28 protein-coding genes and 1 tRNA gene are annotated in these 26697 nt (G+C 64.7%); 5 read left to right on the top strand and 24 right to left on the bottom strand.

What is annotated here, in order from left to right:
• Positions 1 to 826: ABC transporter ATP-binding protein (locus PMI14_RS02650; protein ID WP_007849160.1), on the top strand; the 826-nt coding region annotated here is incomplete at its 5' end.
• An 84-nt stretch (positions 827 to 910) separates the two neighbouring features.
• Here the strand turns inward: PMI14_RS02650 and PMI14_RS02645 are convergent.
• Together PMI14_RS02645 and PMI14_RS02640 are read right to left on the bottom strand one after the other, a co-directional pair.
• Complete coding sequence (locus PMI14_RS02645) at positions 911 to 1327, bottom strand: DUF6220 domain-containing protein (RefSeq protein WP_007849158.1); 417 nt, start codon at positions 1325 to 1327, stop codon at positions 911 to 913.
• Between the two features lie 10 nt (positions 1328 to 1337).
• The gene (locus PMI14_RS02640; protein ID WP_007849157.1) at positions 1338 to 2360 is read right to left on the bottom strand and encodes an SDR family oxidoreductase; all 1023 of its coding nucleotides are present in this window, start codon (positions 2358 to 2360) and stop codon (positions 1338 to 1340) included.
• Between the two features lie 99 nt (positions 2361 to 2459).
• On the opposite strand from PMI14_RS02640, the gene PMI14_RS02635 reads away from it, so the two are divergent.
• Complete coding sequence (locus PMI14_RS02635) at positions 2460 to 3356, top strand: LysR family transcriptional regulator (RefSeq protein ID WP_007849155.1); 897 nt, start codon at positions 2460 to 2462, stop codon at positions 3354 to 3356.
• A gap of 64 nt (positions 3357 to 3420) precedes the next feature.
• Here PMI14_RS02635 and PMI14_RS02630 read toward each other — a convergent pair whose 3' ends face one another.
• The 22 genes from PMI14_RS02630 to rpsO form a co-directional block, all read right to left on the bottom strand.
• Positions 3421 to 3894, bottom strand: coding sequence for a DUF1178 family protein (locus tag PMI14_RS02630; protein WP_007849154.1), 474 nt, complete (start codon positions 3892 to 3894; stop codon positions 3421 to 3423).
• 41 nt (positions 3895 to 3935) lie between these two features.
• Complete coding sequence (locus PMI14_RS02625; RefSeq protein WP_007849152.1) at positions 3936 to 4241, bottom strand: DUF2818 family protein; 306 nt, start codon at positions 4239 to 4241, stop codon at positions 3936 to 3938.
• Positions 4242 to 4262: 21 nt separating this feature from the next.
• Entirely contained in the window at positions 4263 to 5756 is a 1494-nt protein-coding gene (gene nuoN, locus PMI14_RS02620) for an NADH-quinone oxidoreductase subunit NuoN (protein ID WP_007849150.1), read from the bottom strand.
• A gap of 24 nt (positions 5757 to 5780) precedes the next feature.
• Positions 5781 to 7256, bottom strand: coding sequence for an NADH-quinone oxidoreductase subunit M (locus PMI14_RS02615; RefSeq protein WP_007849148.1), 1476 nt, complete (start codon positions 7254 to 7256; stop codon positions 5781 to 5783).
• 13 nt (positions 7257 to 7269) lie between these two features.
• Positions 7270 to 9324: an NADH-quinone oxidoreductase subunit L gene (nuoL, locus tag PMI14_RS02610; protein WP_007849146.1), complete on the bottom strand. Its 2055-nt coding sequence runs from the start codon at positions 9322 to 9324 to the stop codon at positions 7270 to 7272.
• Positions 9325 to 9355: 31 nt separating this feature from the next.
• Positions 9356 to 9664 carry an NADH-quinone oxidoreductase subunit NuoK gene (gene nuoK, locus PMI14_RS02605; protein WP_005793248.1) on the bottom strand — a complete coding sequence of 103 codons (309 nt, stop codon included), beginning with the start codon at positions 9662 to 9664 and terminating at the stop codon, positions 9356 to 9358.
• Positions 9661 to 10329 (bottom strand): NADH-quinone oxidoreductase subunit J, encoded by a 669-nt coding sequence (locus PMI14_RS02600; protein ID WP_007849139.1) that lies wholly within the window; start codon positions 10327 to 10329, stop codon positions 9661 to 9663. Before PMI14_RS02600 ends, nuoK begins: the two co-directional genes overlap by 4 nt.
• A gap of 53 nt (positions 10330 to 10382) precedes the next feature.
• Complete coding sequence (gene nuoI / locus PMI14_RS02595; protein WP_007849136.1) at positions 10383 to 10895, bottom strand: NADH-quinone oxidoreductase subunit NuoI; 513 nt, start codon at positions 10893 to 10895, stop codon at positions 10383 to 10385.
• 12 nt (positions 10896 to 10907) lie between these two features.
• Positions 10908 to 11990, bottom strand: a complete 1083-nt coding sequence (nuoH, locus tag PMI14_RS02590; protein WP_007849135.1) for an NADH-quinone oxidoreductase subunit NuoH — start codon at positions 11988 to 11990, stop codon at positions 10908 to 10910.
• A complete protein-coding gene (gene nuoG, locus PMI14_RS02585) occupies positions 11987 to 14122 on the bottom strand; it encodes an NADH-quinone oxidoreductase subunit NuoG (RefSeq protein WP_007849134.1) in 2136 nt (711 codons plus the stop codon). Before nuoG ends, nuoH begins: the two co-directional genes overlap by 4 nt.
• A gap of 15 nt (positions 14123 to 14137) precedes the next feature.
• A complete protein-coding gene (gene nuoF / locus PMI14_RS02580) occupies positions 14138 to 15496 on the bottom strand; it encodes an NADH-quinone oxidoreductase subunit NuoF (protein WP_007849133.1) in 1359 nt (452 codons plus the stop codon).
• The gene (gene nuoE, locus PMI14_RS02575) at positions 15493 to 16020 is read right to left on the bottom strand and encodes an NADH-quinone oxidoreductase subunit NuoE (RefSeq protein ID WP_007849132.1); all 528 of its coding nucleotides are present in this window, start codon (positions 16018 to 16020) and stop codon (positions 15493 to 15495) included. Before nuoE ends, nuoF begins: the two co-directional genes overlap by 4 nt.
• Positions 16017 to 17270, bottom strand: a complete 1254-nt coding sequence (locus PMI14_RS02570) for an NADH-quinone oxidoreductase subunit D (RefSeq protein WP_007849131.1) — start codon at positions 17268 to 17270, stop codon at positions 16017 to 16019. Before PMI14_RS02570 ends, nuoE begins: the two co-directional genes overlap by 4 nt.
• 27 nt (positions 17271 to 17297) lie before the next feature.
• Complete coding sequence (locus PMI14_RS02565) at positions 17298 to 17906, bottom strand: NADH-quinone oxidoreductase subunit C (protein WP_007849130.1); 609 nt, start codon at positions 17904 to 17906, stop codon at positions 17298 to 17300.
• A 9-nt stretch (positions 17907 to 17915) separates the two neighbouring features.
• Positions 17916 to 18395 carry an NADH-quinone oxidoreductase subunit B family protein gene (locus tag PMI14_RS02560; RefSeq protein ID WP_007849129.1) on the bottom strand — a complete coding sequence of 160 codons (480 nt, stop codon included), beginning with the start codon at positions 18393 to 18395 and terminating at the stop codon, positions 17916 to 17918.
• 27 nt (positions 18396 to 18422) lie between these two features.
• Positions 18423 to 18782, bottom strand: coding sequence for an NADH-quinone oxidoreductase subunit A (locus PMI14_RS02555; protein ID WP_007849128.1), 360 nt, complete (start codon positions 18780 to 18782; stop codon positions 18423 to 18425).
• Positions 18783 to 18856: 74 nt separating this feature from the next.
• Positions 18857 to 18941, bottom strand: a tRNA-Leu gene (locus PMI14_RS02550).
• A 115-nt stretch (positions 18942 to 19056) separates the two neighbouring features.
• The gene (gene secG / locus PMI14_RS02545) at positions 19057 to 19437 is read right to left on the bottom strand and encodes a preprotein translocase subunit SecG (protein ID WP_007849127.1); all 381 of its coding nucleotides are present in this window, start codon (positions 19435 to 19437) and stop codon (positions 19057 to 19059) included.
• Between the two features lie 28 nt (positions 19438 to 19465).
• Complete coding sequence (gene tpiA, locus PMI14_RS02540; RefSeq protein ID WP_007849126.1) at positions 19466 to 20227, bottom strand: triose-phosphate isomerase; 762 nt, start codon at positions 20225 to 20227, stop codon at positions 19466 to 19468.
• A gap of 2 nt (positions 20228 to 20229) precedes the next feature.
• Positions 20230 to 21216: an NAD(P)H-quinone oxidoreductase gene (locus PMI14_RS02535; protein WP_007849125.1), complete on the bottom strand. Its 987-nt coding sequence runs from the start codon at positions 21214 to 21216 to the stop codon at positions 20230 to 20232.
• A gap of 102 nt (positions 21217 to 21318) precedes the next feature.
• Positions 21319 to 23574 carry a polyribonucleotide nucleotidyltransferase gene (gene pnp, locus PMI14_RS02530; protein WP_007849124.1) on the bottom strand — a complete coding sequence of 752 codons (2256 nt, stop codon included), beginning with the start codon at positions 23572 to 23574 and terminating at the stop codon, positions 21319 to 21321.
• Positions 23575 to 23782: 208 nt separating this feature from the next.
• On the bottom strand, positions 23783 to 24049 hold the full coding sequence (gene rpsO, locus PMI14_RS02525) for a 30S ribosomal protein S15 (protein WP_007849123.1): 267 nt from the start codon (positions 24047 to 24049) through the stop codon (positions 23783 to 23785).
• A 396-nt stretch (positions 24050 to 24445) separates the two neighbouring features.
• Between rpsO and PMI14_RS33985 the strand changes: the two genes are divergently transcribed.
• The 3 genes from PMI14_RS33985 to PMI14_RS02515 all read left to right on the top strand — a co-directional run bounded on the left by PMI14_RS33985 (position 24446) and on the right by PMI14_RS02515 (position 26691).
• Positions 24446 to 25042 (top strand): GspH/FimT family pseudopilin, encoded by a 597-nt coding sequence (locus PMI14_RS33985; protein WP_238541788.1) that lies wholly within the window; start codon positions 24446 to 24448, stop codon positions 25040 to 25042.
• A complete protein-coding gene (gene pilV, locus PMI14_RS02520; RefSeq protein WP_007849121.1) occupies positions 25036 to 25725 on the top strand; it encodes a type IV pilus modification protein PilV in 690 nt (229 codons plus the stop codon). Before PMI14_RS33985 ends, pilV begins: the two co-directional genes overlap by 7 nt.
• Positions 25726 to 25809: 84 nt before the next feature.
• Positions 25810 to 26691: a PilW family protein gene (locus tag PMI14_RS02515; protein WP_052024309.1), complete on the top strand. Its 882-nt coding sequence runs from the start codon at positions 25810 to 25812 to the stop codon at positions 26689 to 26691.
• Positions 26692 to 26697 lie beyond the last annotated feature (6 nt).

Here is a 26697-nt window from a genome sequence, read left to right as displayed (position 1 = left end):
CAGCCGCTCGCCGGTGGCCGAGCCGGCTGCGCCCCTGGCCTTGCCCGGCACCGGCAAGGGCCTGACCGTGGCCTTCGACCAGGTCGACTTCCACTACCCCTCGCGCCCCGACCAGCCGGCGCTGCAGGACTTCAACCTGCAGCTGGCCGCAGGCGAGACCGTGGCCCTGGTGGGTGCCAGCGGCGCGGGCAAGACCACGGTGTTCCAACTGCTGCAGCGCTTCTACGACGTGGATGCCGCGGGCGACGGCGCTCTGCGGGGTGCCATCCGCCTGAACGGCATGGACATCCGCGCCCTGCCCCTGACCGAGCTGCGCTCGCATGTCGGCGTGGTGCCGCAGGATGCGGTGATCTTCTCCTCATCGGCGATGGAGAACATCCGCTATGGCCGGCCCGGTGCGACGGACGATGAGGTGATGGCCGCCGCGCGCTCGGCCTTTGCACACGACTTCCTGACGGCGCTGCCCGAGGGCTACGGCACCTTCCTCGGGGAACGCGGCGTGCGCCTGTCCGGCGGCCAGCGCCAGCGCATCGCGATTGCCCGCGCCATGCTCAAGAACCCGCCCCTGCTGCTGCTCGACGAGGCCACCAGCGCGCTCGACGCAGGGAGCGAGCGCATGGTACAGGCGGCCCTGGACACTGCCATGCAGCGCCACACGGGCCAGCGCACCACCCTCGTGATCGCCCACCGCCTGGCCACCGTGCAGAACGCCGACCGCATCGTGGTGCTGGAGCATGGCCGCATCGTGGAGCAAGGCACGCATGCCGACCTGCTGGCGGCCGATGGCATCTACGCGCGGCTGGCGGCGCTGCAGTTCACGGCATAGACCCTGCGTCCCCGGCCATGCCGGGGCATTCCAGATCCCGGACCCGGTTCCTGACCGCCTCTGGATCAGGGCTTGTCGACCGCCCTACCGTGAGGCGGTCGACAAGCCATCGCGGGTCACCCGGGTGCGCAGCACCAGCCAGAAGCTCGCGCACAGCACCAGGGCTGCATTGCCCACATGCGCGGCGCGCAGTGCCAGCATTTCGGGCCGCTCGGAGAGCACCGCCAGCAGCACCTGGGCCAGGTACAGCGCGAGCAGGCCCCACACCCCTGGCCGCAGGTGGGCAAACTCCTGCCCTTGCCTGCTGTGCACCAGCATCGCCACCACCGGCAGCAGCACGCTGGAACCGACCGCGCCATGCGCCGCCCACACCGCGGGGCTGGCGTACAGGGCCGCCCCGGCCAGGGCGAACTGGGCCACGACCAGCCCCAGCGCCAGCCTTGCGCTCCAAGCCATGGCCGGCGTGCCGGCGCTGGGTGCAGGATGAATGTCATTCTCCATGGTGCGCTCCTCAGGCCCGTGCCGCGCCCGCCGGCGAGAGCACCTGGGCATTGGGGGCTGGCAGGAGGCACCCGAGGCCCTCGAGCGTCGCCTGCACGGCCTCGTCCAGCGGCGTATGCGGCTCCTGGCCCAGCACCGCCTTCAGGCGCGCGTTGTCCATGGCCACCGGCTGGCGCCACAGGTAGCGCATCTCCAGCAACTCGCGCAGGGTCGGCACGAACGGCGCGGCCAGCCGCACCAGCCACCAGGGGAAGGCGCGCACCTTGGGCCGCTTGCCGCTGCGGCGCTGCACTACGCGGCCGATCGCCGCAGCCATCTGCGTGCCGTCCGCGTCCCAGTGCCCGGCCATGTGAAAGGTGGCAAACGGCTGCAACTGCGCGCGGCGAGCCAGCAGCGCGACCATGGTGCGCGCCACGTCGGGCAGGTAGGACCACTGGTGGCCCACGCCCCGGTCGCCCGGCAGGCTGACGGCGGCCACGAGCTGGCCTGGCTTGACCAGGCCTTGGGCGAACCAGCTGTTGCCGACCTGGGGGCCGAAGAAGTCGCCGGCACGCACGACGATCACCCGCGCGCCCTGCTGGCTCGCAGCCTCCAGGCGGCGCTCCAGCTCCACGCGGATGGCGCCTTTGCGGGTGGCTGGCTGCTGCGGCGAGGTCTCTGCCAGCACAGGGAATGCATCGGGCCCGTAGTTGTAGACCGTGCCGGGCAGCACGATGGTGGCGCGCTGGGCCATCGCGGCGGCCACCGTGTTGTCCAGCATGGGCAGCACCAGCTCGGCCCAGCGCAGGTAGCCCGGCGGGTTGACGGCATGCACGATGACGGAGCAGCCCTGCGCGGCGTTCAGCACGTCGTCGCGGTTCATCGCGTCGCCGCGCAGCCAGACCAGGCCGTCGAGCAACTCCTGCGCCTGTGCCAGGCCGCGCTGGAGCGCGCGCACCTGCCAGCCGGCGTCGCGCAGCTGGCGCGCCACTTCGCCGCCGATGCCCCCCGTGGCGCCGAGTACCAGGGCGATGTTCCGATGTGCGTTTTCCATGATGTCTCTCCAGTGAACTGTGTTGCGATGGGGGAATTCTGGGCGCACGAGAGAACAAAAGAAATTGCCCAACATGATTAATCAGCTATACATTTATGCATGGACAAGGAAATTGGATGGGAGCTGTACCGCAGCTTTCTGGGCGTGCTGGTGGAGGGCTCGCTCTCCGGTGCTGCACGGGCTTTGGGCATTACCCAACCCACCGTGGGCAGGCACGTCCAGTCGCTGGAGAAGTCGCTGGGCTTTGCCCTCTTCACGCGCTCGCAGACGGGCCTGATGCCGACCGAGGCGGCCCTGGCCCTGCGCGGCCACGCAGAGGCGATGCACAGCACCGCTGCGGCGCTGCAGCGCGCGGCCGAGAGCCAGGGGACGGGCGTGAAGGGCACCGTGCGGGTATCGGCCAGCGAAGTCATCGGCGTGGAAGTGCTGCCGCCCATCGTGGCCGGGCTGCGCGAAACCTACCCAGGGCTCAGGATCGAGCTGGTGCTGACCAACCGGGTGCAGGACCTGCTGCACCGCGAGGCCGACATCGCGGTGCGCATGACCAGCCCCAAACAGGATGTGCTGGTGGCCCGCCGCGTGGGCAACGTGGAACTGGGCCTGCATGCCCACCAGCGCTATCTGGCACAGCACGGCACACCGTCACAGCCCGGTGACCTCGCAGACCATGCGCTGATCGGGTTCGACGAAGAGACGCCCTTTCTGCGCGCGGCGAGCAAGGCACTGCCGGCACTGTCAGGCTGGACGCGGCGCAACTTCTCGCTGCGCACCGACAGCGACCTGGGTCAGCTGGCGCTGCTGCGGGCAGGTTGCGGCATCGGGGTGTGCCAGGTGGCATTGGCCAGGCGCGATCCATCGCTGGTCCGGGTACTGCCCCAGCACTTCACGCTGCCACTCGAAACCTGGGTCACGATGCACGAGGACCTGCGCGACAGCCCGCGCTGCAAGGTGGCCTTCGATGCCCTGGTCACGGGACTGTCGTCCCACACGTCCTGAGCGCAGCGCCAGGGAGACTGAAACGGCTTCGCGCTGGTCCCGTGCACGCCCCGGGGGGTGCACTTCAGTGCAGCGTTTCCTTGGCCGCGACAGGCAGGGGCAGCGGCAGCACGGCAATGCCTTCATCGAGCAGTTGCGCGGCTTCGTCGGGCGTGGCCTGGCCGCGGATGGCACGCTCCTCGGTCTCGCCGTGGTGCATGCGCCGGGCTTCGTCGGCAAAGCGGTTGCCCACGTCCTCGGTGTTGGCGGCGATCTTGCGCGCCAGTTCCAGCCAGGCCGCCTGCAGGGCGGGCGGCAAGGCCACGGAATCCTGGCTGCCGGTGGGGGTGGTCATCGCCGGCTTTGCCGGTGCCTGTGGGGCCGGCGGCTTGGCACCGAGGTTCAGGCGCGGCGCACTCAGGCGCTTGGAAATGCCCGAGTCGCCGCAGAACGGGCATTGCACCAGACCGCGCTGGTTCTGGCTCTGGAAGTCGTCCTCCGAGGCGAACCAGCCTTCGAAGACATGGCCCGCGTGGCAGTGCAGATCGAGCACTTTCATGGTCGGAGGAATCGCAATGGAGGGGAAAGGGCTGCCGGCCCTCAGCCGTGGCGGCGCAGCAGGTAGCGGTACACGAAGCCAGGGAAGGCCAGGGTCAGGAACAGCGTGCCGGTGATGGCATAGAACTCCCAGCCCTGGGGAGCGATCTGCCCCGCACGGCGCTCCAGCAGCAACGCCAGGCCACCTACCAGGAAATACGCCAGCACCAGTTCCGCAATGCGGACAGGCAGGCCCTTCTTCGGCTGGGCCACCGGCCCCACCACCAGCAAGCGCTGGTTGGCAAAGGGCAGGTTGGCAGCGATGAAGGCCGCCACGATCACCAGCCAGACGGAACCGGTCAGGGACACGGGTTCGCTCCGGCCGTTCGGTCAGGTGGCCAGGGCGCGCACGACGGCCTCGGCGCACAGCGCCATCAGGCCGCCAGGCAGCAGGCCGAGCACCAGCACCAGGGCGCCGTTGATGGTGAGCACCACGCGCACGTCCACGGGGGCGGAGACGCTGGTGGCCGTGAGCGGCGCATCGAAGTACATGACCTTGACGACGCGCAGGTAGTAGAAGGCGCCGATCAGCGACATGATGACCGCGAACACGGCCAGGGCGATGTAGGCTGCCTGGCCCGAGGCCACCAGGGCCTGCAGCACCGACAGCTTGGCGTAGAAGCCGACCATGGGCGGGATGCCGGCCATGGAGAACAGGCACACGGCCATCACGGCGGCATACAGCGGGCTGCGCTGGTTCAGGCCGGCGAAGTCGGCGATCTCTTCGCTCTCGAAGCCTTCACGGGCCAGCAGCAGGATCACACCGAAGGCGGCCAGCGTGGTCAGCACATAGCTCACCACGTAGAACATGGAGGCGCTGTAGGCGTTCTCGACGGCGGCGGCCTCGACGTTGCCGTTGACCACGCCCGACATCAGGCCGAGCAGCACGAAGCCCATCTGCGAGATGGTCGAGTAGGCCAGCATGCGCTTGAGGTTGGTCTGGGCGATGGCCGCGAGGTTACCCACCAGCAGCGAGCCGATGGCCAGCACCGCGAGCATCTGCTGCCAGTCGATCGCCAGGGGCAGCAGGCCGTCCACCAGCAGGCGGATGGTGATGGCGAAGGCAGCCAGCTTGGGCGCGCCACCGATCATCAGCGTGATGGCCGTGGGAGCACCCTGGTAGACGTCGGGGATCCACATGTGGAAGGGCACGACGCCGAGCTTGAAGGCCAGGCCGGCCACCACGAACACCAGGCCGAACACCAGCACCTGGTGACGGATCTGGCCGGAATTGACGGCCTTGAACACCTGGCCGATGTCGAGCGAGCCCGTGGCGCCGTAGACCATGGACAGGCCGTACAGCAGGAAGCCGCTGGCCATGGCGCCGAGCACGAAGTACTTCATCGCGGCTTCGGTCGCGGTGGCGTTGTCGCGGCGCAGGGCCACCAGGGCGTAGCTCGACAGGGTCAAGAGCTCCAGGCCCAGGTAGAGCATCAGGAAGTTGTTGCCCGAGATCATGATGAACATGCCCAGGAGCGCGAACACCGACAGCGTGAAGATCTCGCCGCCGCGCAGCATGCCGCGGTCTGCCGCGTAGGGGCGGCCATAGACCAGGGTGACCATCACGGCCACCGTGGCAAAGCACTTGAGCCAGTTGCCCATGGAGTCGCTGACCACCATGTTGCCGAAGCCGTAGAAGGTGCTGCCGGTGCTGGCATACATGGCCTGCAGGCCAGCCACCAGGGCCAGCGAGAGCATGGTCAGCACATAGGTGGCCGTGCGGCGAGGGCTGTGCACGCCCAGGTCGACCAGCGCGATCACGCAGCCCATGACCAAAAGAACGATCTCGGGGTAAATCGCTAGCCAGCTGATGTTGTCAATCATCTCGAGTCTCTCAGTTCAGTCTGGTCAGTTCAGCTTGGTCAGTGCGACATGCTTGAGCAGTTCCGCGACCGAGGTGTCCATCACGTCCGTGAAGGGGCGTGGGTACAGGCCCATGGCCAGCACGGCAATCGCCAGCAGCGCCATCACGAGGAACTCGCGGCTGTTGATGTCGGTGAGTTCCTTGACGTGGTCGTTGGCCACGGGGCCCAGGTACACGCGCTTGAACATCCACAGGGTGTAGGCGGCGCCGAAGATCAGCGCCGTGGCCGAGGCCAGGCCGATCCAGAAGTTGGCCTTGACGGCACCCAGGATCACCATCCACTCGCCCACGAAACCGGCCGTGCCCGGCAGGCCGCAGTTGGCCATGGCGAACAGCAGAGCGAAGGCCGTGAAGTTGGGCATGGTGTTGACCACCCCGCCGTAGGCCGCGATCTCGCGGGAGTGCACGCGGTCGTACAGCACGCCGATGGACAGGAACATCGCGCCCGACACGAAGCCGTGGGCGATCATCTGCACCAGGCCGCCGGAGACACCCAGGTCGTTGAAGATGAAGAAGCCCAGGGTCACGAAGCCCATGTGCGCCACGGACGAGTAGGCCACCAGCTTCTTCATGTCCTTCTGGACCATGGCCACCAGGCCGACGTAGATCACGGCGATCAGCGACAGCGTGATCATGAGCCAGGCCCATTCGCGCGCGGCGTCCGGGGCGATGGGCATCGAGAAGCGCAGGAAACCGTAGGCACCGAGCTTGAGCATGATGGCGGCCAGCACAGCGGAGCCACCGGTGGGCGCCTCCACGTGCACGTCGGGCAGCCAGGTGTGGAACGGGAACATCGGCACCTTCACCGCGAAGGCGGCGAAGAAGGCGAAGAACAGCAGGGTCTGGGCCGTCGAGCTCAGGGGCAGCTTGTGCCAGGTGGCGATGTCGAAGCTGCCGCCCGACTGGTTGTACAGGAAGATCAGCGCGATCAGCATCAGCAGCGAGCCGAGCAGCGTGTACAGGAAGAACTTGAACGCCGCGTAGATCTTGTTGGGGCCGCCCCAGATACCGATGATCAGGTACATCGGGATCAGCGTGGCTTCGAAGAACACGTAGAACAGGATGCCGTCGAGCGCACTGAACACGCCGATCATCAGGCCCGAGAGGATCAGGAACGCGCCCATGTACTGGTTCACGCGCTCGGTGATGGCTTCCCACGAGGCGATCACCACGATCACCGTGATGAAGGCCGTGAGCGGCACGAACCAGAACGAGATGCCGTCCACACCCAGGTGGTAGTGCACGTTGAAGCGCTCGATCCACTCGGATTTTTCGACGAACTGCATCGCCGCCGTACCGAGCTTGAAGCCCTGGTAGAGCGGAATGGTGACCAGGAAGCCGATCACCGACCCGAGCAGGGCCAACCAGCGCACGGCGGGAGCGTGCTCGTCGCGGCCGACCGCGAGCAGCAGCGCGCCGAAGGCGATCGGCACCCAGATTGCAAGACTCAACAGACCCATTTTGTTCTTTTCCTTATTTCTTGATGAGCTGCATGAAGAAATCGCCCCAGACGAACCACGTCATCAAGGCAAACACGCCCAGGATCATCACCAGGGCATAGTGGAAGATGAAGCCCGTCTGCACCCAGCGCACCACGCCGGAGACGCTGCGCACGACCTTCCAGGAGCCGTTGACCAGCGCACCGTCGATGATGGCCTGGTCGCCGCCCTTCCACAGGCCGGTACCCAGGGCCCGTGCACCGCGCGCCAGGATGTTCTCGTTGATCCAGTCGAGGTAGTACTTGTTCTCGAACAGCGTGTAGATCGGCATGCAGATGCGCTTGATGGCCGCCGGCAGCGCCGGGTTCACCATGTACATGTAGTAGGACAGGGCCACACCGGCCACGGCCAGCCAGAACGGTGCGGTCTGCAGGCCGTGCACGGCCATGGCCACGGGGCCGTGGAAGATCTCGGCCAGCTTTGCCATGGCGGGGTGCTTGGCCGCGTCGACAAAGATCACGTCCTTGAAGAAGTCGCCGAACAGCATGGGCTGGATGAACAGGAAGCCCACCACCACCGAAGGAATCGCCAGCAGCACCAGCGGCACCGTCACCACCCACGGGGACTCGTGCGGATCGTGGTGGTGGTCGTCATGGCCGTGGCCATGGTCGTCATGGTGTGCATCGTGGTGCGCGTCCGGGTTCTGGTCGTAGCGTTCCTTGCCATGGAAGACCAGGAAGTACATGCGGAACGAGTAGAACGCGGTGACGAACACACCGGCCAGCACCGCGAAATGGGCGAAGTGCGCAGCCGGCAGGTGGCTGAAGTGCACTGCCTCGATGATGCTGTCCTTGGAGTAGAAGCCCGCGAACAGGGGCGTGCCGATCAACGCCAGCGAACCCAGCAGCGAGGTGATCCAGGTGATGGGCATGTACTTGCGCACGCCGCCCATCCAGCGGATGTCCTGGTTGTGGTGCATGCCCATGATGACCGAGCCGGCACCGAGGAACAGCAGCGCCTTGAAGAAGGCGTGGGTCATCAGGTGGAACACGGCCACCGAGTAGGCCGAGGCACCCAGCGCCACGGTCATGTAGCCGAGCTGGGACAGCGTGGAGTAGGCCACCACGCGCTTGATGTCGTTCTGGATGATGCCCAGGAAACCCATGAACAGCGCCGTGATGGAGCCGATGATCAGGATGAAGTTGAGCGCGGTGTCCGACAGCTCGAACAGCGGCGACATGCGCGACACCATGAAGATGCCGGCGGTCACCATAGTGGCCGCGTGGATCAGTGCCGAGATGGGGGTCGGGCCTTCCATCGAGTCGGGCAGCCAGACGTGCAGCGGGAACTGGGCGGACTTGCCCATGGCGCCGATGAACAGGCAGATGCAGATGACCGTGATCAGCAGCCAGTCGGTGCCGGGGAAGGCCAGGCCGCCGAGCTCACCCGACTTGGCGAAGATCTCGCTGTAGTTCAGCGTGCCGGTGTAGGCAGCGATCAGGCCGATGCCCAGGATGAAGCCGAAGTCGCCCACGCGGTTGACCAAGAAGGCCTTCATGTTGGCGAAGATCGCCGTGGGCTTGTTGAACCAGAAGCCGATCAGCAGGTAGGACACCAGGCCCACGGCTTCCCAGCCGAAGAACAGCTGCAGCAGGTTGTTGCTCATGACCAGCATGAGCATGGAGAACGTGAACAGCGAGATGTAGGAGAAGAAGCGGTTGTAGCCCTCGTCCTCTTCCATGTAGCCGATGGTGTAGATGTGCACCATCAGCGACACGAAGGTCACCACCACCATCATCATGGCCGTGAGGCTGTCGATCAGGAAGCCCACTTCCATCTTCAGGCCGCCCACCACCATCCAGGTGTAGAGCGTCTCGTTGAAGCGTGCGCCGTCGACTGCCACGCTCTTGAGCGTCATGGCCGACAGGATGAACGCCACCAGCACGCCCAGGATGGTCAGGGTGTGGCTCAGCCGGCGGCCGATCCAGTTGCCGCCGAAGGTCGTGCCGAAGATGCCGGCCAGCAGTGCGCCCGCCAGCGGTGCCAGCGGCACGGCCAGGAGCGTTGAAGCAGAGAGGGTTTGACTCATTCTTGAGAACCTTGGGAATACGGGTGGCTCATCAACCCTTGAGGGTGTTGAGGTCTTCCGCGTTGATGCTGGACTTGTTGCGGAACAGCAGCACCAGAATGGCCAGGCCGATGGCCGACTCGGCCGCGGCCACCGTCAGGATGAAGAACACGAACACCTGTCCGTGCATGTCACCCAGGTAGTGCGAGAACGCCACGAAGTTCATGTTGACCGCCAGCAGCATCAGCTCGATGGCCATGAGCAGCACGATCAGGTTCTTGCGGTTCAGGAAGATGCCGATCACAGCCAGCGCGAACAGCATCGCGCCCAGCGAAAGAAAATGTCCCAGGGTCAATGTCATGGCTTCTTCTCCTCGGCGGCGGGCTCTGCCGGCACTTCGGGTGCGGGCTTTTGCGTGGCGGCGACCTTCACCACTTCCAGGCGGTCGGCGGCGCGCACGCGGATCTGCTGCGATGGGTTGATGGCCTTGCTGTCCTTGCGCTGGCGCAGGGTCAGGGCGATGGCGGCGATCATGGCCACCAGCAGGATCACGGCGGCGATTTCAACGGGGTACAGGTACTGGGTGTACAAGAGCTTGCCCAGTTCCTTGGTGTTGGAGTACTGCACGACCTTGCCGGCAGCGTCGAGCACCACGGCGGCGGCCTTGGGCTCTTCCATGCCGCGGAAGCCCCCCATCAGCACGGCGGCCATTTCCAGGGCGATCAGCGCGCCCACGAAGGCGGCGAGCGGGAAATGCTTCCAGAAGCCCTTGCGCACGGAGTCGATGTGGATGTCCAGCATCATCACCACGAACAGGAACAGCACCATCACCGCGCCCAGGTATACCAGCACCAGGGCGATGGCCAGGAACTCGGCCTTGAGCAGCAGCCACACGGCCGCCGCCTGCGAGAAAGCCAGGATGAGGTACAGCACCGCATGCACGGGGTTGCGTGCGGTGATCACCCGGAAGGCTGCAAACAGCAGCACGACCGAGAAGAGGTAGAAGAAACCAGTCTTGGCGTCCATGAATCAGGTCTTTATAGAAAGTCTGGCGACGGGATGGATGGGATCGCGACCGCTCAGCGGTACTTGGCGTCCGCAGCCTTGGCTGCGGCAATCTCACCCTCGTACCGGTCACCGACGGCCAAAAGCATGTCCTTGGTGAAGTACAGGTCGCCACGCTTTTCGCCGTGGTATTCGAAGATGTGCGTCTCGACGATCGAATCGACCGGGCAGCTCTCTTCGCAGAAGCCGCAGAAGATGCACTTGGTCAGGTCGATGTCGTAGCGCGTGGTGCGACGCGAGCCGTCGTCACGCACGTCGGATTCGATGGTGATCGCCATGGCGGGGCACACGGCCTCGCACAGCTTGCAGGCGATGCAGCGCTCTTCGCCGTTGTCGTAACGGCGCAAGGCGTGCAGGCCACGGAAGCGTGGCGACAGGGGTGTCTTCTCTTCAGGGAACTGCACGGTCACCTTGCGGCGAAACGCGTAGCGGCCCGTCAGGGCCATGCCCTTGAGCAACTCCACGAGCATGAAGCTCTTGAAGAAATCCTTGAACGAGAAAGGTGCAGCAGCAACAGCAGCAGTCATGTGTGTCCCCGCTTATTTCCAGATGTTCCACGGCGAGAGCAACCACCCGCCGACGATGAGCAGCCACACCAGGGTGACCGGAATGAAGATCTTCCAGCCCAGACGCATGATCTGGTCATAGCGGAAGCGCGGGAAGGTGGCGCGGATCCAGATGAACATGGAGACCACGACGAAGGTCTTGATGCCGAGCCAGATCCAGCCCGGAATCCAGTTGAACAGCACGCTGTCGATGGGCGACAGCCAGCCGCCCAGGAACATCAGCGCCGCCAGGATGGACACCAGCCACATGCTGGCGTATTCGGCCAGGAAGAACACGGCGAAACCCATGCCCGAGTACTCGACCATGTGGCCAGCCACGATTTCGGCTTCGCCTTCGACTACGTCGAAGGGGTGGCGGTTGGTCTCGGCCACGCCGGAGATCAGGTACACCAGGAAGATCGGCAGCAGGGGCAGCCAGTTCCAGGACAGGAACACCAGGCCCTTGTCGGCGGCCATGCCGCGGGACTGGGACATCACGATTTCGGTCAGGTTCATGCTGCCCGAGACCATGATCACCACCAGGAAGCAAAAGCCCATGGCGATTTCATAGCTCACCATCTGCGCCGAGGCGCGCAGTGCCCCCAGGAAGGCGTACTTGGAGTTCGATGCCCAGCCGGCGATGATCACGCCATAGACTTCGATGGAGGTAATCGCCATCACCAGCAGCAGGCCGGCATTGACGTTGGCCAGCGCCACGTCGGGACCGAAGGGGATCGCCACCCAGGCGGCGAGCGCCGGCATGATGGCCATCAGCGGACCCAGCACGAACAGGCCCTTGCTGGCGGCCGCAGGCTGGATGATTTCCTTGGTCATCAGCTTCAGGCCGTCGGCCAGCGGCTGCAGCAGGCCCATGGGGCCGACCCGGTTGGGGCCGTGGCGCACCTGCATGAAACCGAGCAGCTTGCGCTCCCACAGCGTGAGGTAGGCCACCGCACCCATCAGGGGCGCGACGATCACGACGATCTTGAGCAGGATCCAGAGCACGGGCCAGGCAGCGCCCGTCCACCAGGCGAATGGCAGGAGGTTCAGCCCGCCGTTGTACAGCGCGTCGATCATGCCGCCACTCCTTCACCGGCCGCCATGCGGGCATCGGCTGTCAATTGCAGCGAGGTGGCGCGGCGCACCAGGCCATCGAGTTGGTAGATGGAGGCCACCGCCGGCTCACCCACGGGTGCCGCAGTTTGCGGAACCTGGGCCACGGCATTGGACAGTTGCTCGGCCGGCAGCATGGCCAGCTTGCCTGCAGGTGCGTTGGTGGCACGGGCCAGCACGTCCTGCGAGGTCTCGAAGTCGAAACCGGGCACGCCGAGCACGTTGGCCAGCACGCGCAGCACCTTCCAGGCGGGACGCGTGTCGCCCAGCGGGCGCACCACGGCGTGGAAGCTCTGCAGGCGCCCTTCGGCGTTGACGAAGCTGCCCGAGGTCTCGGTGAACGGGGCGATGGGCAGCAGCACATCGCTGATGTCCATGTTGGCCTTGAAGGGGCTCAGGGTCACGACCATCTGCGCCTGGCCGATGGCCGCGGCGGCTTGCGCACCGTTGGCCGCGTCGAAGGCGGGCTCGGTGTTGAGCAGCAGCACGGCCTTGAGGCCGCCGGCCAGCATCTGGCCTGCGTTCAGGCCGCTGCCCACGGGATGGGCTCCCGCGAACTGGGCACCCACGGTGTTGGCGGCTTCGGTCAGGTAGCCGACGGTGGCGCCGGTCTGCTCGCCGATCCAGTTGGCCAGGGCCAGCAGCGCTGCGGCCTGGCCATGGTGCGCGGCGGCATTGCCCAGCAGCACGGCCTTGCGCTCACCACCCAGCAGCGAGCGGGCGATGGCCAGGCTGGCCTCGGTGGCCTGGGCTGCGCCAGCCGGCGCCGCCACGTTCTTTTCCTGGGCAATGGCCGAAGCCACGGAACCAAGGGCCTGCACCCACTGGCTGGCGTCCTGCAGCAGCTGGTGCTTGATGGGCATGGCCCAGTCGCCGACGGAGGAGTCGACCACGCTCAGCTGGGCGCCGTGGCGCACGGCATGGCGCACGCGCAGGGCGAACAGCGGATGGTCCTTGCGCAGGTTGGAGCCCACCACCAGCACGCGTTGCAGCGTGGACAGGGAGGCGATGGACGTACCGAGCCAGCGGATGCCTTCGGGCGCCGCGAACTCGGCGTTGCGCAGGCGGTAGTCGATGCTGTCGCTGCCCAGGCCGCGCACCAGGGCGGAGGCCAGGTACAGCTCTTCGAGCGTGCTGTGCGGGCTGACCAGAGCGCCGATGCTGTTGGCGCCGTGGTCGTTCTTGATGTTCTTCAAGCCGTTGGCCACGTACTCGAGCGCAGTCTGCCAGTCGACGGTCTTCCAGACGCCGCCCTGCTTGAGCATGGGCTGGGTCAGGCGCTCGTCGCTGTTGAGCGATTCGTACGAGAAGCGGTCACGGTCGGCGATCCAGCATTCGTTCACGGCTTCGTTCTCGAACGGAACGACACGCATGACCTTGTGGTTCTTGACCTGCACGATGAGGTTGGCACCGGTGGAGTCGTGCGGGCTGACGGAGCGGCGGCGCGACAGTTCCCAGGTGCGGGCGCTGTAGCGGAACGGCTTGCTCGTGAGCGCGCCCACGGGGCAGATGTCGATCATGTTGCCCGACAGCTCGGAGTCCACGGTATCGCCCACCACGGTGGTGATCTCGGAGTGCTCGCCGCGGTGGATCATCCCGAGCTCCATCACGCCGGCCACTTCCTGGCCGAAGCGCACGCAGCGGGTGCAGTGGATGCAGCGGCTCATCTCTTCCATGGAGATCAGCGGGCCCACGTCCTTGTGGAAGACCACGCGCTTTTCTTCCTCGTAGCGCGAGGAGGAACCGCCGTAGCCCACGGCCAGGTCCTGCAGCTGGCACTCGCCGCCCTGGTCGCAGATGGGGCAGTCCAGCGGGTGGTTGATCAGCAGGAATTCCATGACCGACTGCTGGGCCTTGATGGCCTTGTCGCTCTTGGTGCGCACGATCATGCCCTGCGTCACCGGCGTGGCGCAGGCAGGCATGGGCTTGGGGGCCTTTTCCACATCCACCAGGCACATGCGGCAGTTGGCGGCAATGGACAGCTTCTTGTGGTAACAGAAATGGGGAATGTAGGTGCCGGCCTTTTCGGCTGCATGCATCACCATGCAGCCTTCAGCGACTTCTACCTTCTGCCCGTCGAGTTCGATTTCAACCATATGCGTTTCTCGCGATCAGGCGGAGGTGGAAGCCTGGGGGGTCTTCTCTTGGCGGATCAGCGCTTCGAATTCCGGACGGAAGTGCTTGATCATGGCGCGCACCGGCATGGCCGCTGCGTCACCCAGTGCGCAGATGGTGCGGCCCTGGATGTTGTCTGCCACCGAATTGAGCAGGTTCAGGTCGCCATCGCGCCCCTGGCCATGCTGGATCCGGTCGATCACGCGCCACATCCAGCCCGTGCCTTCGCGGCACGGCGTGCACTGGCCGCAGGACTCGTGCGAGTAAAAATAGGACAGGCGCAGCAGGCTCTCGACCATGCTGCGGGAGTCGTCCATCACGATGACGGCGCCCGAGCCCAGCATCGAGCCGGCCTTGGCGATGGAGTCGTAGTCCAGCGTGCATTCCATGATGATGGAAGCCGGCAACACCGGGGAGGACGAGCCTCCAGGGATCACGGCCTTGAGCTGGCGGCCCTTGCGCACGCCACCGGCGAGTTCGAGCAGCTTGGCGAACGGCGTGCCCATGGGCACTTCGTAGTTGCCGGGCTTTTCCACGTCACCCGAGACCGAGAAGATCTTGGTGCCGCCGTTGTTCGGCTTGCCGCATTCGAGGTAGGCCTGGCCACCGTTGCGGATGATCCATGGCACCGCCGCGAAGGTCTCGGTGTTGTTGATGGTGGTGGGCTTGCCGTACAGGCCGAAGCTGGCGGGGAACGGCGGCTTGAAGCGCGGTTGGCCCTTCTTGCCTTCGAGCGATTCGAGCAGTGCGGTCTCTTCGCCGCAGATGTAGGCGCCGAAGCCGTGCGCGGCATGCAGCTGGAAGCTGAAGTTGCTGCCCAGGATCTTGTCGCCCAGGTAGCCGGCGGCACGCGCCTCTTCGAGCGCTTCTTCGAAGCGGTCGTAGGTCTGGAAGATTTCGCCGTGGATGTAGTTGTAGCCCACGGAGATGCCCATCGCGTAGGCCGCGATGATCATGCCTTCGATGACGATGTGCGGGTTGAACTGCAGGATGTCGCGGTCCTTGCAGGTGCCTGGCTCGCCTTCGTCGGAGTTGCACACCAGGTACTTCTGGCCAGGGAACGAGCGGGGCATGAAGCTCCACTTGAGGCCGGTGGGGAAACCCGCACCGCCGCGGCCGCGCAGGCCCGACTCCTTGACGGTGGCGATCACCTGGTCCTGGGTGAGGCCTGCGCCTTCACCCTGGGCCAGGATCTTGCGCAGGGCCTGGTAGCCACCGCGCGCCTCGTAGTCCTTGATGCTCCAGTTCGTGCCATCGAGGCCCGCGTAGATCTGCGGTTCGATGTGGCGGTCGTGAAAGCAGGTCTGGACACCGGTGGCCTGGAACTGCGAGAGGATCTGTGCGGCGGTGGTCATGCTTGTCCTTCCGCTGCCTTGAGGCCGTCGACCAGCTGGTCGAGCTTGTCATTGTCCATGAAGCTGCACATGGTGCGGTCGTTGACCAGCATCACGGGCGCATCGGCGCAGGCGCCCAGGCACTCGCACTGCTGCAGCGTGAACAGGCCGTCGGGCGTGGTCTCGCCCATGGTCACGCCGAGCTTCTTCTCGAGGTGGTGCAGCGCCTTCTGGCCGTCGCGCAGCTGGCAAGGCAGGTTGGTGCAGACGTTGAGCTTGTACTTGCCCGTCGGCTGCTGGTTGTACATGTTGTAGAACGTGGTGACTTCGTGCACCGCGATCTGGGCCATGCCCAGGTAGTCGGCGATCACGGCCTCGCTCGCGGTGCTGACCCAGCCCTGCTCCTGCTGCACGATGGACAGGCAGGCCATCACGGCCGACTGCTTCTGCTCGGGCGGGTACTTGGCGACTTCGCGCGCAAAGCGGGCGAGCGTCGCCTCGGTGATGGCGCCAGCGGTCTGGTTCTTCGCTTCGGTGTTACTCATCGGTCAATCTCCCCGAACACGATATCCATGGTGCCGATGATGGCCACGGCGTCGGCAATCATGTGGCCGCGCGCCATTTCATCGAGCGTGGCCAGGTGCGCAAAGCCGGGCGCACGGATCTTCAGGCGGTAGGGCTTGTTGGCACCGTCGCTCACCAGGTAGATGCCGAACTCGCCCTTGGGGTGTTCCACGGCGGCGTAGGCTTCGCCTTCGGGCACGTGGAAACCTTCGGTGAAGAGCTTGAAATGGTGGATCAACTCCTCCATGTTCGACTTCATGGATTCACGATCGGGCGCAGCCACCTTGTGGTTGTCGGTAATGACAGGACCCGGATTGGCGCGCAGCCAGTCCACGCACTGCTTGATGATGCGGTTGGACTCGCGCATCTCCTGCACACGCACGAGGTAGCGGTCATAGCAGTCGCCCGTCTTGCCCACCGGGATGTCGAAGTCCATGCGGTCGTAGACATCGTAGGGCTGGGTCTTGCGCAGGTCCCAGGCGATGCCGGAGCCGCGGATCATGGGGCCGGTCATGCCCAGGTTGAGCGCGCGTTCGGGCGGCACCACGCCGATGCCCACCGTGCGCTGCTTCCAGATGCGGTTGTCGGTGAGCAGGGTCTCGTACTCGTCCACGCAGCCCGGGAAGCGCTTCGTGAAGTCGTCGATGAAGTCGAGCAGCGAACCCTTGCGGTTCTGGTTCATGGCCTCCAGGGCCTTGGCGTTCTTGATCTTGCTGACCTTGTACTGCGGCATGCTGTCCGGCAGGTCGCGGTAGACGCCGCCAGGACGGAAGTACGCCGCATGCATGCGCGCGCCGGAGACGGCTTCGTACATGTCGAACAGGTCTTCGCGCTCGCGGAAGGTGTAGATCAGGATGGTGGAGCTGCCGCAGTCATTGCCGTGCGAACCGAGCCACATCAGGTGGTTCAGCAGGCGCGTGATCTCGGAGAACATCACGCGGATGTACTGCGCGCGCTCGGGCACTTCCAGGCCCAGCAGCTTCTCGATGGCCAGGCAGTAGGCGTGCTCGTTGCACATCATCGACACGTAGTCCAGGCGGTCCATGTAGGGCAGCGACTGGATGTAGGTCTTGTGCTCGGCCAGCTTTTCGGTGGCGCGGTGCAACAGGCCGATGTGGGGGTCGGCGCGTTGCACGACTTCGCCGTCGAGCTCGAGCACCAGGCGCAGCACGCCGTGCGCTGCAGGGTGCTGCGGTCCGAAGTTCAGGGAGTAGTTCTTGATTTCAGCCATGGTGGGTCACGTGGGGCGCAGGGCGCCTTAGTGCAGGCCTCCGTACTTGTCTTCGCGGATGATGCGCGGCGTGATCTCGCGCGGCTCGATCGACACCGGCTCGTAGACCACCCGGCGCTGCTCGGCGTCGTAGCGCATCTCGACATGGCCGGACAGCGGGAAGTCCTTGCGGAAGGGGTGGCCGATGAAGCCATAGTCGGTCAGGATGCGGCGCAGGTCGTTGTGGCCATCAAACACGATACCGAACAGGTCGAACGCTTCGCGCTCGTACCAGTTGGCCGAATTCCACAGGTCGGCCACCGAGGCCACGACCGGGAAATCGTCGTCGGCGCAGAACACCTTGACGCGCAGGCGCTGGTTCAGGCTGACGGACAGCAGGTGCGACACCACGCAGTAGCGCGCGCCTTCGTTGACCTCGTCGGCGTAGGCCGAGTAGTCCACACCGCACAGGTCGATCAGCTGCTCGAACTGGCAGCCGGGCGCATCGCGCAGCTGCTGCATGGCAGCCAGGTAGTCGGCGGCGGAGACCTCGACGGTGACCTCTTCGAGGGCCACATGGATCTTGCGGACCTTGTCGCCCAGCACGGCAGCGACGGTGTCCTTGATTTTTTCAGGGCGAATGGCAACAGATGTCATCGTCAACCCTCAGACACGCGCAATGGTGTTGGTGCGGCGGATCTTCTGCTGCAGCTGGATGATGCCGTAGATCAGCGCTTCCGCCGTGGGCGGGCAGCCCGGCACGTAGACATCCACGGGCACGATGCGGTCGCATCCGCGCACCACGGAGTAGCTGTAGTGGTAGTAGCCGCCGCCATTGGCGCACGAGCCCATCGACAGCACCCAGCGGGGCTCCGACATCTGGTCGTACACCTTGCGCAGCGCAGGCGCCATCTTGTTGCACAGCGTGCCGGCCACGATCATCAGATCGGACTGGCGGGGGCTGGCACGGAACACCTCGGCACCGAAGCGACCGATGTCGTAGCGCGCAGCCGCCGCATGCATCATTTCGACAGCGCAGCAGGCCAGACCGAACGTCATGGGCCACAGCGAGCCGGTTTTGGCCCAATTCACCACGGAGTCATAGCTCGTGGTGATGAAGCCTTCCTTCATCACGCCTTCAATCATTGCATCAGTCCTTGTTGAAGCCCGCTGTCATTCCCAATCGAGGGCGCCCTTTTTCCACTCGTAGGCAAAGCCCACGACGAGGATCGTCAGGAAGATCACCACGGCAACGAAACCGGCGGCACCCACCTCATGGAGCGTGACCGCCCACGGGAAGAGAAACGCGATTTCGAGGTCGAACAGGATGAAGAGAATGGCGACGAGGTAGTAGCGCACGTCGAACTTCATGCGCGCATCCTCGAAGGCTTCAAAGCCACACTCGTAGGGAGAATTCTTGGCGTCGTCCGGGCGGTTGGGACCGAGGACATATCCGATGACAAGGGGCACCACGCCAACGGCGATGCCGACCAGGATGAACAAGAGGACGGGGAGGTACTGATCGAGGTTCATCTGGAGGATGTGCTCACCGCTGTGGCCTGGCCCGACATGACCCTTGCTGGGTCATGTCGGGGAGGCCTTTGTTTTGGTGCCGTCGGCGAGACTCGAACTCGCACAGCTTTCGCCACTACCCCCTCAAGATAGCGTGTCTACCAATTTCACCACGACGGCTGGATGTATGTGCCTGGATGGCATGAGGAACCTTGCGGTTTTGGCTTTCCAGACAATCCAGGATTCTACTCCGTAAAAACCCTGCTCTGCAGTTCAGGGCCCAAATTAGTGCAGATTATTTGGTCGGGATCTGTGCCGCGCCGGACGCCGGCACCACGGGCACAGGAATCACCGCAGGGGCTGCACCCGATGCCGCAGACGCTGGCGCGGGCGAAGTCGCTGCTGGCGCTTCGAGCACGCTGCCAGAGCTGGCGGGGCGCGCATTGCCGAAGTATGCCAGAGCCAGCGTAGCGGCAAAGAACACCGCCGCCAGCACCGCCGTGGTGCGCGACAGGAAGTTGGCACTGCCGCTGGCGCCAAACAGGCTGCCCGAGCTGCCGCTGCCAAAGGCAGCACCCATGTCGGCACCCTTGCCGTGCTGGATCAGGATCAACCCGATCATTCCCAGGGCGGTGAGCATCTGCACCGCCAGAACCACGTTCACGATCACATTCATTCTCTGTTTACTCCTGATTTGAATAGCTTCAGGCGCGGCCCGCAGAGGCCGCACCCATGATCTGCAAGAAATCGCCGGCCTTGAGCGAGGCACCGCCCACGAGACCACCATCGATGTCGGTTTGCGCCAGCAGTTCGGCCGCATTCGCAGCATTCATGCTGCCGCCATACAGCAGGTGCACGCGGTCGGCGTGCTCGCTGGCTGCGGCCAGCTGCGCGCGCAGCACTGCATGCACGGCCTGGGCCTGCTCGGGCGTGGCCGTGCGGCCGGTGCCGATGGCCCAGACCGGCTCGTACGCCACCACGATCTCGCTGATGCAGTGGCCATTGAGGTGGATCACTGCAGCCAGCTGGCGCTTGACGACCGCTTCGGTTTCGCCGGCATCGCGCTCGGCCAGGGTTTCACCCACGCAGACGATGGGCGTGACGCCCAGAGCCAGCGCGCGCTGCGCCTTGATGGCCACGACGGCATCGGTTTCGCCATGGTACTGGCGGCGCTCGGAATGCCCCACCAGCACATAGCGGGCACCGAACTCCTTGAGCATGGCGGCCGACACCTCGCCGGTGTAGGCGCCCTGCTCGTGCGCCGACACATCCTGGGCCGCCAGGGCGATGCCCGAGCCGGCCACCAGGGCCTGCACCTGCGCCAGATAAGGCGCCGGAACGGCCACGGCAACATCGCACTGCGGCGCGGCCGAGGCCACACCCTGCAGCAATGCCTGCAGCAAGGCCTCGTTGGCGGCCAGGCCGCCGTTCATTTTCCAGTTGCCTGCGATGAGCTTCTTTTTCATGTTCACCACGTCAAAACAATCTTGCCAACATGCTGGTTGGATTCCATCAGGGCATGCGCCTTGGCCGCATCGGCCGCAGCGAAGGTGCTGTGGATGACCGGACGCACCGTACCCGCCGCCAACAAGGGCCACACCTGCTCGCGCAGCGCGCGGGCAACGGCCCCCTTGAAGGCCACCGAGCGCGGACGCAGGGTGGAGCCGGTGATGGTGAGCCTGCGGCGCAGCACCAGGCCGGCATTCACCTCGCTCTTGACCCCGCCCTGCACGGCGATGATGACGATGCGGCCATCCTCGGCGAGGCACTCGACCTCGCGCGCGACGTAGCCGCCAGCCACCATGTCCAGCACCACATCGACGCCCTTGCCGTCGGTGATGCGCCTGGCCTCCACCACGAAGTCCTGCGACTTGTAGTTGATGGCATGGTGCGCACCCAGATCGAGGCAGGCCTGGCACTTTTCGTCGCTGCCCGCCGTGGCGATCACCGTCGCGCCAAAGGCGCGGGCCAACTGAATGGCCGTGACGCCGATGCCGCTGGTACCACCCTGCACCAGCAGGGTTTCACCCGCCTGCAGGCGGCCACGATCGAAGACATTGCTCCACACCGTGAAGAAGGTCTCGGGCAGCGAGGCCGCCTCGACATCGCTGAACCCGGCAGGCACCGGCAGGCACTGCTCGGCGGGCGCCACACACCACTGGGCATAGCCGCCACCGGCAACCAGCGCACAGACACGGTCGCCAATGGCCAGGCCCGAGCGGGCCAGGGCATCGGCATCCCCCGCCTGCACCACGCCCGCCACTTCCAGCCCCGGAAGGTCGGAGGTACCGGGCGGAGGCGCGTAGTGGCCCATGCGCTGCAGCACGTCAGGGCGGTTGATGCCGCTGGCGCCCACGCGGATCAGCAACTCGCCCGCAGCCGGTACGGGCACAGGGCGCTCGCCCAGGCGCAGCACTTCGGGCGCGCCGAACGAGGAAATCTCCACCGCTTGCATAGGATGGTCCGTGGTTGATGGCATGGATATCACCGGTCTTGACCGCCGCCCGCGGCAGGCCGCTGCAAGCGACCTACCCGGCGGCGGCAGCCAAGGCGGCAATCAGCCGTTCGCCTGGCCCGATGCGTCGTCCGACGGCAGCGACTGCTGTTGTTGCTGCTGCTGTTGCTGGTCGACCGGCTGGCGATCGCGGCCATGGTCGCGGCGGGGCTCGCGGTCACCACGCTCTGCAGGCGCAGGGCGGTCGCTGAAACCACCACCCGCAGGGCGGTCGGCCAGGGCCTTCATGGACAGCTTGACGCGGCCCTTTTCGTCGGTCTCCATGACCTTGACCTTGACGATCTGGCCTTCGGTCAGGTAGTCGCCGACGCGCTCGACGCGCTCGTGCGCGATCTGGCTGATGTGCAGCAGGCCGTCCTTGCCGGGCAGCAGGTTGATCAGGGCGCCGAAGTCCAGGATCTTGGTCACAGGGCCTTCGTAGACCTTGCCGATTTCGACTTCGGCCGTGATCTGCTCGATGCGGCGCTTGGCTTCGTCGGCCTTGGCGTTGTCGGTGGCGGCGATGGTGATGGTGCCGTCTTCCTCGATGTTGATCTGGCAGCCGGTTTCTTCGGTCAGCGCACGGATCACGGAACCACCCTTGCCGATCACGTCACGGATCTTCTCGGGGTTGATCTTCATCGTGTAGAGCTTGGGCGCGAAGTTGGACACCTCGGTCTTGGCTTCGCCCATGGCTTCCTGCATCTTGCCCAGGATGTGGATGCGCGCTTCCTTGGCCTGGGCCAGGGCGACCTGCATGATTTCCTTGGTGATGCCCTGGATCTTGATGTCCATCTGCAGCGCGGTGATACCGGCGGTGGTACCCGCGACCTTGAAGTCCATATCGCCCAGATGATCTTCATCACCCAGGATGTCGGTCAGCACGGCAAAGCGGTTGGCATCCTTGATCAGGCCCATGGCGATACCGGCCACGTGCGCCTTCATGGGCACGCCGGCGTCCATCATCGACAGGCAGCCGCCGCAGACCGAGGCCATGGACGAGGAGCCATTGGATTCGGTGATTTCCGACACCACGCGCATGGTGTAGGGGAATTCTTCCTTGGTCGGCAGCACGGCCACGAGGGCACGCTTGGCCAGGCGGCCGTGGCCGATTTCGCGGCGCTTGGTCGAGCCCATGCGGCCCACTTCGCCGGTGGCGAAGGGAGGCATGTTGTAGTGCATCATGAAGCGGTCTTCGTACTCGCCAGCCAGGGCATCGATGCGCTGGGCATCGCGCTCGGTACCCAGCGTGGTCACGACCAGCGCCTGGGTTTCACCACGCGTGAACAGGGCCGAGCCGTGGGCACGGGGCAGCACGCTGTTGCGGATCTCGATGGGGCGCACGGTGCGCGTGTCGCGGCCGTCGATGCGCGGCTCACCGGCCAGGATCTGGCTGCGCACCAGGCGCGCTTCGATGTCAAACAGCATGCCTTCGACCTTGACGGCGTCGAATTCCACGCCTTCGGCCTTGAGGCCGGCCATCACGGCAGCGTAGGCTTCGCGGCAGGCTTGCGTGCGGCTTTGCTTGTTGCGGATCTGGTAGGCGGCGGCGAGCTTGTCATCGGCCAGGGCGCCAACCTTGGCGATCAGGGCCTCGTCCTTGGCGGGGGCTTGCCAGGTCCATGCGGGCTTGCCAGCGTCGCGCACCAGGTCATGGATGGCGTTGATGGCCACATTGCCCTGCTGGTGGCCGAACACCACGGCGCCGAGCATGATTTCTTCGGACAGCTGCTGGGCTTCGGATTCCACCATCAGCACGGCGGCTTCGGTACCTGCCACCACCAGGTCCATCTGCGAGCTCTTGCGCGCGGTCTGGCCGGGGTTCAGCACGTATTCGCCATTGATGTAGCCCACGCGCGCGGCGCCGATGGGGCCGGTGAACGGGATGCCGGAGATGGCCAGGGCGGCGCTGGTGGCGATCAGGGCGGCGATGTCGGCGTCGACTTCAGGGTTCAGCGACACGGTGTGGATCACCACGTGCACTTCGTTGAAGAAGCCCTCCGGGAACAGCGGGCGGATCGGGCGGTCGATCAGGCGGCTGGTCAGGGTTTCGTGTTCGCTGGGCTTGGCTTCGCGCTTGAAGAAGCTGCCGGGGATCTTGCCTGCGGCGTAGGTCTTCTCGATGTAATCCACCGTCAGGGGGAAGAAGTCCTGGCCGGGCTTGGCCGACTTGGATGCCACCACGGTGGCCAGCACCACGGTGTCGTCGATGTTCACCAGCACGGCACCGGAGGCCTGGCGGGCGATTTCGCCCGTTTCCATGATGACGGTCTTGTCACCCCATTGGAAGGTCTTGGTGACTTTGTTGAAAATGCTCATGTTCAGCTCCTTATGTTGTAGCTGGCAGCACAGTGCCAGCCTGGCGTGGAGGGCAATTCAGAACACGATGCCATTCCAGCGGACCTGCCCCTGCGCGCGGTGGCGGCAGGCCCGTTGGAATGACACAGCTTCGCTCTGTTTTGCGGCTCCGAAGTAAAAAACGCCTGAGCTAGCGGACTAACCCAGGCGTTTTGGCATGCAATCGGGATTACTTGCGCAGACCCAACTTGGCGATCAGGGCCGTGTAGCGTTCAGCGTCCTTGGCCTTGAGGTAGTCCAGCAGCTTGCGACGACGGCTCACCATGCGCAGCAGGCCGCGGCGACCGTGGTGGTCCTTGGCATGCGTCTTGAAGTGGGGGGTCAGTTCGTTGATGCGGGCCGTCAGCAGGGCCACTTGCACTTCTGGGCTGCCAGTATCGTTGGCAGCACGGGCGTTGGCCTTGACGACTTCGGCCTTGATGGAGGATGCGATCATTTGGTTTTTTCCTTGGATGGGGGCTGCAGCAGAACGCCGAAGACCCCGGTTTTTACTTGCGCCACCCGCTGGAAAGGCCGGTGGCGTGCGTCTTGCACCATGCAAAACCATCGGATTATAGCCTGCACCCTGGGCAATGGGTCTTTTTGGCTTGCCGAAGACAACGGGGATGCCCAGAATGCGTCCAAGAGCACCCCCACTCCAGGAGCCCGCCAAAGGCAAGCGACAAAATGACCTCAAATGCAACAGGAAGCGCGAAACGCCAGGCATGCACCAGCAATTGCATGCGGGCGATGTAGCGACGGCGCCCCTGCAGGACACCGCATTTGGCCGCTCGTCCCGGCTTCCATGCCACTGGTCAGGACACCGTGGTCACGTCACATCCGGTCACCTAATATGAAAATCATGCAAGCACCAAGCTTTTACCATTGGTCAGAAATCCGCACATCCGGCGGATCAATACATCCCAATGACGGATTCACGGCCATTGAGCTCATGGTCGTCGTGGCTATTGTGGCGACATTGACTGCGCTGGCAGGCCCCAGCTTTCGACCGCTAATTGAGCGCTGGCGCGTGCGCGATACCGCCGAGAGCTTGACGGCCACTTTGTATCTGGCGCGCTCTGAAGCCATCAAGCGCGGCGGCAATGTGACCATCAACATGAACCCTCCCACGTGCGCCAATTCGACATCTAGCACGGGATGGGGCTGCGGCTGGACAGTCCGCCATACCGATGGGGCCGTCACAACAGACCTGCAGGCCAGCACCGAACCCACCCGCGTGGATATTGCCCTGACAGGATCCACAGGCAGCATCACAGTGGATCGCTGGGGAATGATGGCACACAAGAGCGGGGCCGGCCCCGGCGCGCCAACCAATCTGGCTTTCACTATCACACCGGGGGGCAAACCCAATACCGACATCAGTGCGGCGCGCCTGTGCGCAGGCTCGGGTGGCCGCATCGTTCGCAAGAAAGGCACCGAGACATGCTGACATTCACGACCTTCGCCGCAAAGGGAGGCGGTACAACATTTGCTGCGCGCGCCATGCCCAGCCTGCCTCGCGGCAACAAGTCCGCGCAACACGGTGTCAGCCTGATCGAATCGCTGGTCGCCATTGTCGTCATGTCCTTGGGCATCCTGGGAATTCTGGGCGTACAGATGCGCACCCTGTCGGACACCCAGACCGGCGTGCGCAGGGCGCAGGCCATCCGGCTGATCGAAGACCTGAGCGAGCGCATGAAGGTCAACCCCAATGCACTGGGCAACATCAACAGCTACAAATCTGCCTTCGGAGCCACGCCCACCGGAGGCGACTGCAAGACTTCGGCCTGCGACAACAGCCAACTCGCAGTCTATGACATTACCCAGTGGAAACAGTTGGTGAAGACCAACTTACCCGGAGCAGATGCCGAGATCTTCGTGGTGGCGGACGAAACCGATGGCAGCCGCAGGCAGCTCGGGGTCATGGTGAGTTGGCGCGAGAACGAACGCAGCACCGATACAAGCGCCACCGGTTACAAGACGCCACTGGTTGCAACCACCATAGGGGGCTCTGGAATCACCTGTCCCGCGAACAGCAGCTGCCATCTGCAGTACATCCCGCTCAACACGCGCTGCGCCGCTTACACACTGGATTCCACGCCACGGTTTTATTGCCCCACGTCGAAAACCTAATTGATGCCCGTTCAGCTTGTCGGCATACGCATCCAAAAGCTCCGCTCAAAGAATACGCCCATGACCCCCCATCACCCCATCGGCATGGATCGCGCGCTTGACCGCAAACCAGCGACTCCACGCAAAATTTCGCCGAACGCGCAAGGCGGTGCCACCCTCATTGAACTGATGGTCGGCATCACCATCGGCTTGTTGACCATCACTGTGGCCCTGGGCGCGCTGATGGTGTCTCGCGGGGTTTCCGGCACGGTCAGCGATGCCAGCCAACTGCAGCAGCAAGCAGCCTATGGATTTCGCGTGTTTGGCCAGCAGTTGCGGCAGGCTGGCTCGCTGCGACTGAATCTGGCATCCCAAAAGCAGGCAGCTGCTGCCATTGACACCGCCGATCCGGTCGCATTCGAGACCAAGGCCACGGATTTCGACCCCACGGTCAACACCCTTTCCGGCAAAGACGCCCCTGCGGCGAGCGAGTTCAAGTTGACCACGGGCTATCGAAACTATACGGAATCCCTGACGTCATCCGCCACAGAGGCCTCTCAGTTCCGCAATTGCCTGGGTCTACTGGATGCAGCCAAACCCACGCTGGTGCAAAGCCAGTTTGCCTTGAACACCACGACGAACGAGTTGGTATGTGCTGGTTCTGATGGGACCCGGCAACCGATCCTTCAAAACGTAGCCGATTTTCAAGTTCGCTACCTGGTCCAGACGGATGCGGTGACAGGAGATCCAAAAATCCAATACGTGAACGCCACAACCGTTGGCGCCGATTGGACCCGTGTTTTTGGCATCGAAGTATGCCTCTCCCTCTATGGTACGGAAGCGATCGAATTGCCTGCAGGCAGCAGCTACAAGCAATGTGATGGCACCGATCTGGATATGACGACGCTGACTGGCACGCGAAAAAATCGCATGCACATGACCTTCCGCTCGGTCTACCAACTGCGCAGCCAAGGTCTGGCAGGCTGAAACATT

It is taken from the genome of Acidovorax sp. CF316, assembly GCF_000276605.1.
Taxonomy (GTDB): Bacteria; Pseudomonadota; Gammaproteobacteria; order Burkholderiales; family Burkholderiaceae_C; genus Acidovorax.
Note: the sequence above shows the minus strand (reverse complement) of the source record. Positions and strands in the feature narration are given on the sequence as shown.

What these genes read in the sequence shown, in the direction of transcription:
- nuoE (WP_007849132.1), bottom strand. Translation starts at nt 16,020, where the DNA reads ATGAGTAACACCGAAGCGAAGAACCAGACCGCTGGCGCCATCACCGAG.
- PMI14_RS02560 (WP_007849129.1), bottom strand. Translation starts at nt 18,395, where the DNA reads ATGATTGAAGGCGTGATGAAGGAAGGCTTCATCACCACGAGCTATGAC.
- nuoH (WP_007849135.1), bottom strand. Translation starts at nt 11,990, where the DNA reads ATGATCGACGCGCTGTACAACGGCGGGCTGAACCTCCTGCCATTCGCC.
- rpsO (WP_007849123.1), bottom strand. Translation starts at nt 24,049, where the DNA reads ATGATCGCATCCTCCATCAAGGCCGAAGTCGTCAAGGCCAACGCCCGT.
- nuoL (WP_007849146.1), bottom strand. Translation starts at nt 9,324, where the DNA reads ATGAGTCAAACCCTCTCTGCTTCAACGCTCCTGGCCGTGCCGCTGGCA.
- nuoI (WP_007849136.1), bottom strand. Translation starts at nt 10,895, where the DNA reads ATGACTGCTGCTGTTGCTGCTGCACCTTTCTCGTTCAAGGATTTCTTC.
- PMI14_RS02565 (WP_007849130.1), bottom strand. Translation starts at nt 17,906, where the DNA reads ATGACATCTGTTGCCATTCGCCCTGAAAAAATCAAGGACACCGTCGCT.
- PMI14_RS02600 (WP_007849139.1), bottom strand. Translation starts at nt 10,329, where the DNA reads ATGGACGCCAAGACTGGTTTCTTCTACCTCTTCTCGGTCGTGCTGCTG.
- PMI14_RS02630 (WP_007849154.1), bottom strand. Translation starts at nt 3,894, where the DNA reads ATGAAAGTGCTCGATCTGCACTGCCACGCGGGCCATGTCTTCGAAGGC.
- nuoF (WP_007849133.1), bottom strand. Translation starts at nt 15,496, where the DNA reads ATGACCACCGCCGCACAGATCCTCTCGCAGTTCCAGGCCACCGGTGTC.
- nuoN (WP_007849150.1), bottom strand. Translation starts at nt 5,756, where the DNA reads ATGATTGACAACATCAGCTGGCTAGCGATTTACCCCGAGATCGTTCTT.
- PMI14_RS02535 (WP_007849125.1), bottom strand. Translation starts at nt 21,216, where the DNA reads ATGCAAGCGGTGGAGATTTCCTCGTTCGGCGCGCCCGAAGTGCTGCGC.
- PMI14_RS02570 (WP_007849131.1), bottom strand. Translation starts at nt 17,270, where the DNA reads ATGGCTGAAATCAAGAACTACTCCCTGAACTTCGGACCGCAGCACCCT.
- PMI14_RS02645 (WP_007849158.1), bottom strand. Translation starts at nt 1,327, where the DNA reads ATGGAGAATGACATTCATCCTGCACCCAGCGCCGGCACGCCGGCCATG.
- PMI14_RS33985 (WP_238541788.1), top strand. Translation starts at nt 24,446, where the DNA reads ATGAAAATCATGCAAGCACCAAGCTTTTACCATTGGTCAGAAATCCGC.
- pnp (WP_007849124.1), bottom strand. Translation starts at nt 23,574, where the DNA reads ATGAGCATTTTCAACAAAGTCACCAAGACCTTCCAATGGGGTGACAAG.
- nuoG (WP_007849134.1), bottom strand. Translation starts at nt 14,122, where the DNA reads ATGGTTGAAATCGAACTCGACGGGCAGAAGGTAGAAGTCGCTGAAGGC.
- secG (WP_007849127.1), bottom strand. Translation starts at nt 19,437, where the DNA reads ATGAATGTGATCGTGAACGTGGTTCTGGCGGTGCAGATGCTCACCGCC.
- pilV (WP_007849121.1), top strand. Translation starts at nt 25,036, where the DNA reads ATGCTGACATTCACGACCTTCGCCGCAAAGGGAGGCGGTACAACATTT.
- PMI14_RS02515 (WP_052024309.1), top strand. Translation starts at nt 25,810, where the DNA reads ATGGATCGCGCGCTTGACCGCAAACCAGCGACTCCACGCAAAATTTCG.
- tpiA (WP_007849126.1), bottom strand. Translation starts at nt 20,227, where the DNA reads ATGAAAAAGAAGCTCATCGCAGGCAACTGGAAAATGAACGGCGGCCTG.
- nuoK (WP_005793248.1), bottom strand. Translation starts at nt 9,664, where the DNA reads ATGACATTGACCCTGGGACATTTTCTTTCGCTGGGCGCGATGCTGTTC.
- PMI14_RS02635 (WP_007849155.1), top strand. Translation starts at nt 2,460, where the DNA reads ATGGACAAGGAAATTGGATGGGAGCTGTACCGCAGCTTTCTGGGCGTG.
- PMI14_RS02640 (WP_007849157.1), bottom strand. Translation starts at nt 2,360, where the DNA reads ATGGAAAACGCACATCGGAACATCGCCCTGGTACTCGGCGCCACGGGG.
- PMI14_RS02555 (WP_007849128.1), bottom strand. Translation starts at nt 18,782, where the DNA reads ATGAACCTCGATCAGTACCTCCCCGTCCTCTTGTTCATCCTGGTCGGC.
- PMI14_RS02615 (WP_007849148.1), bottom strand. Translation starts at nt 7,256, where the DNA reads ATGGGTCTGTTGAGTCTTGCAATCTGGGTGCCGATCGCCTTCGGCGCG.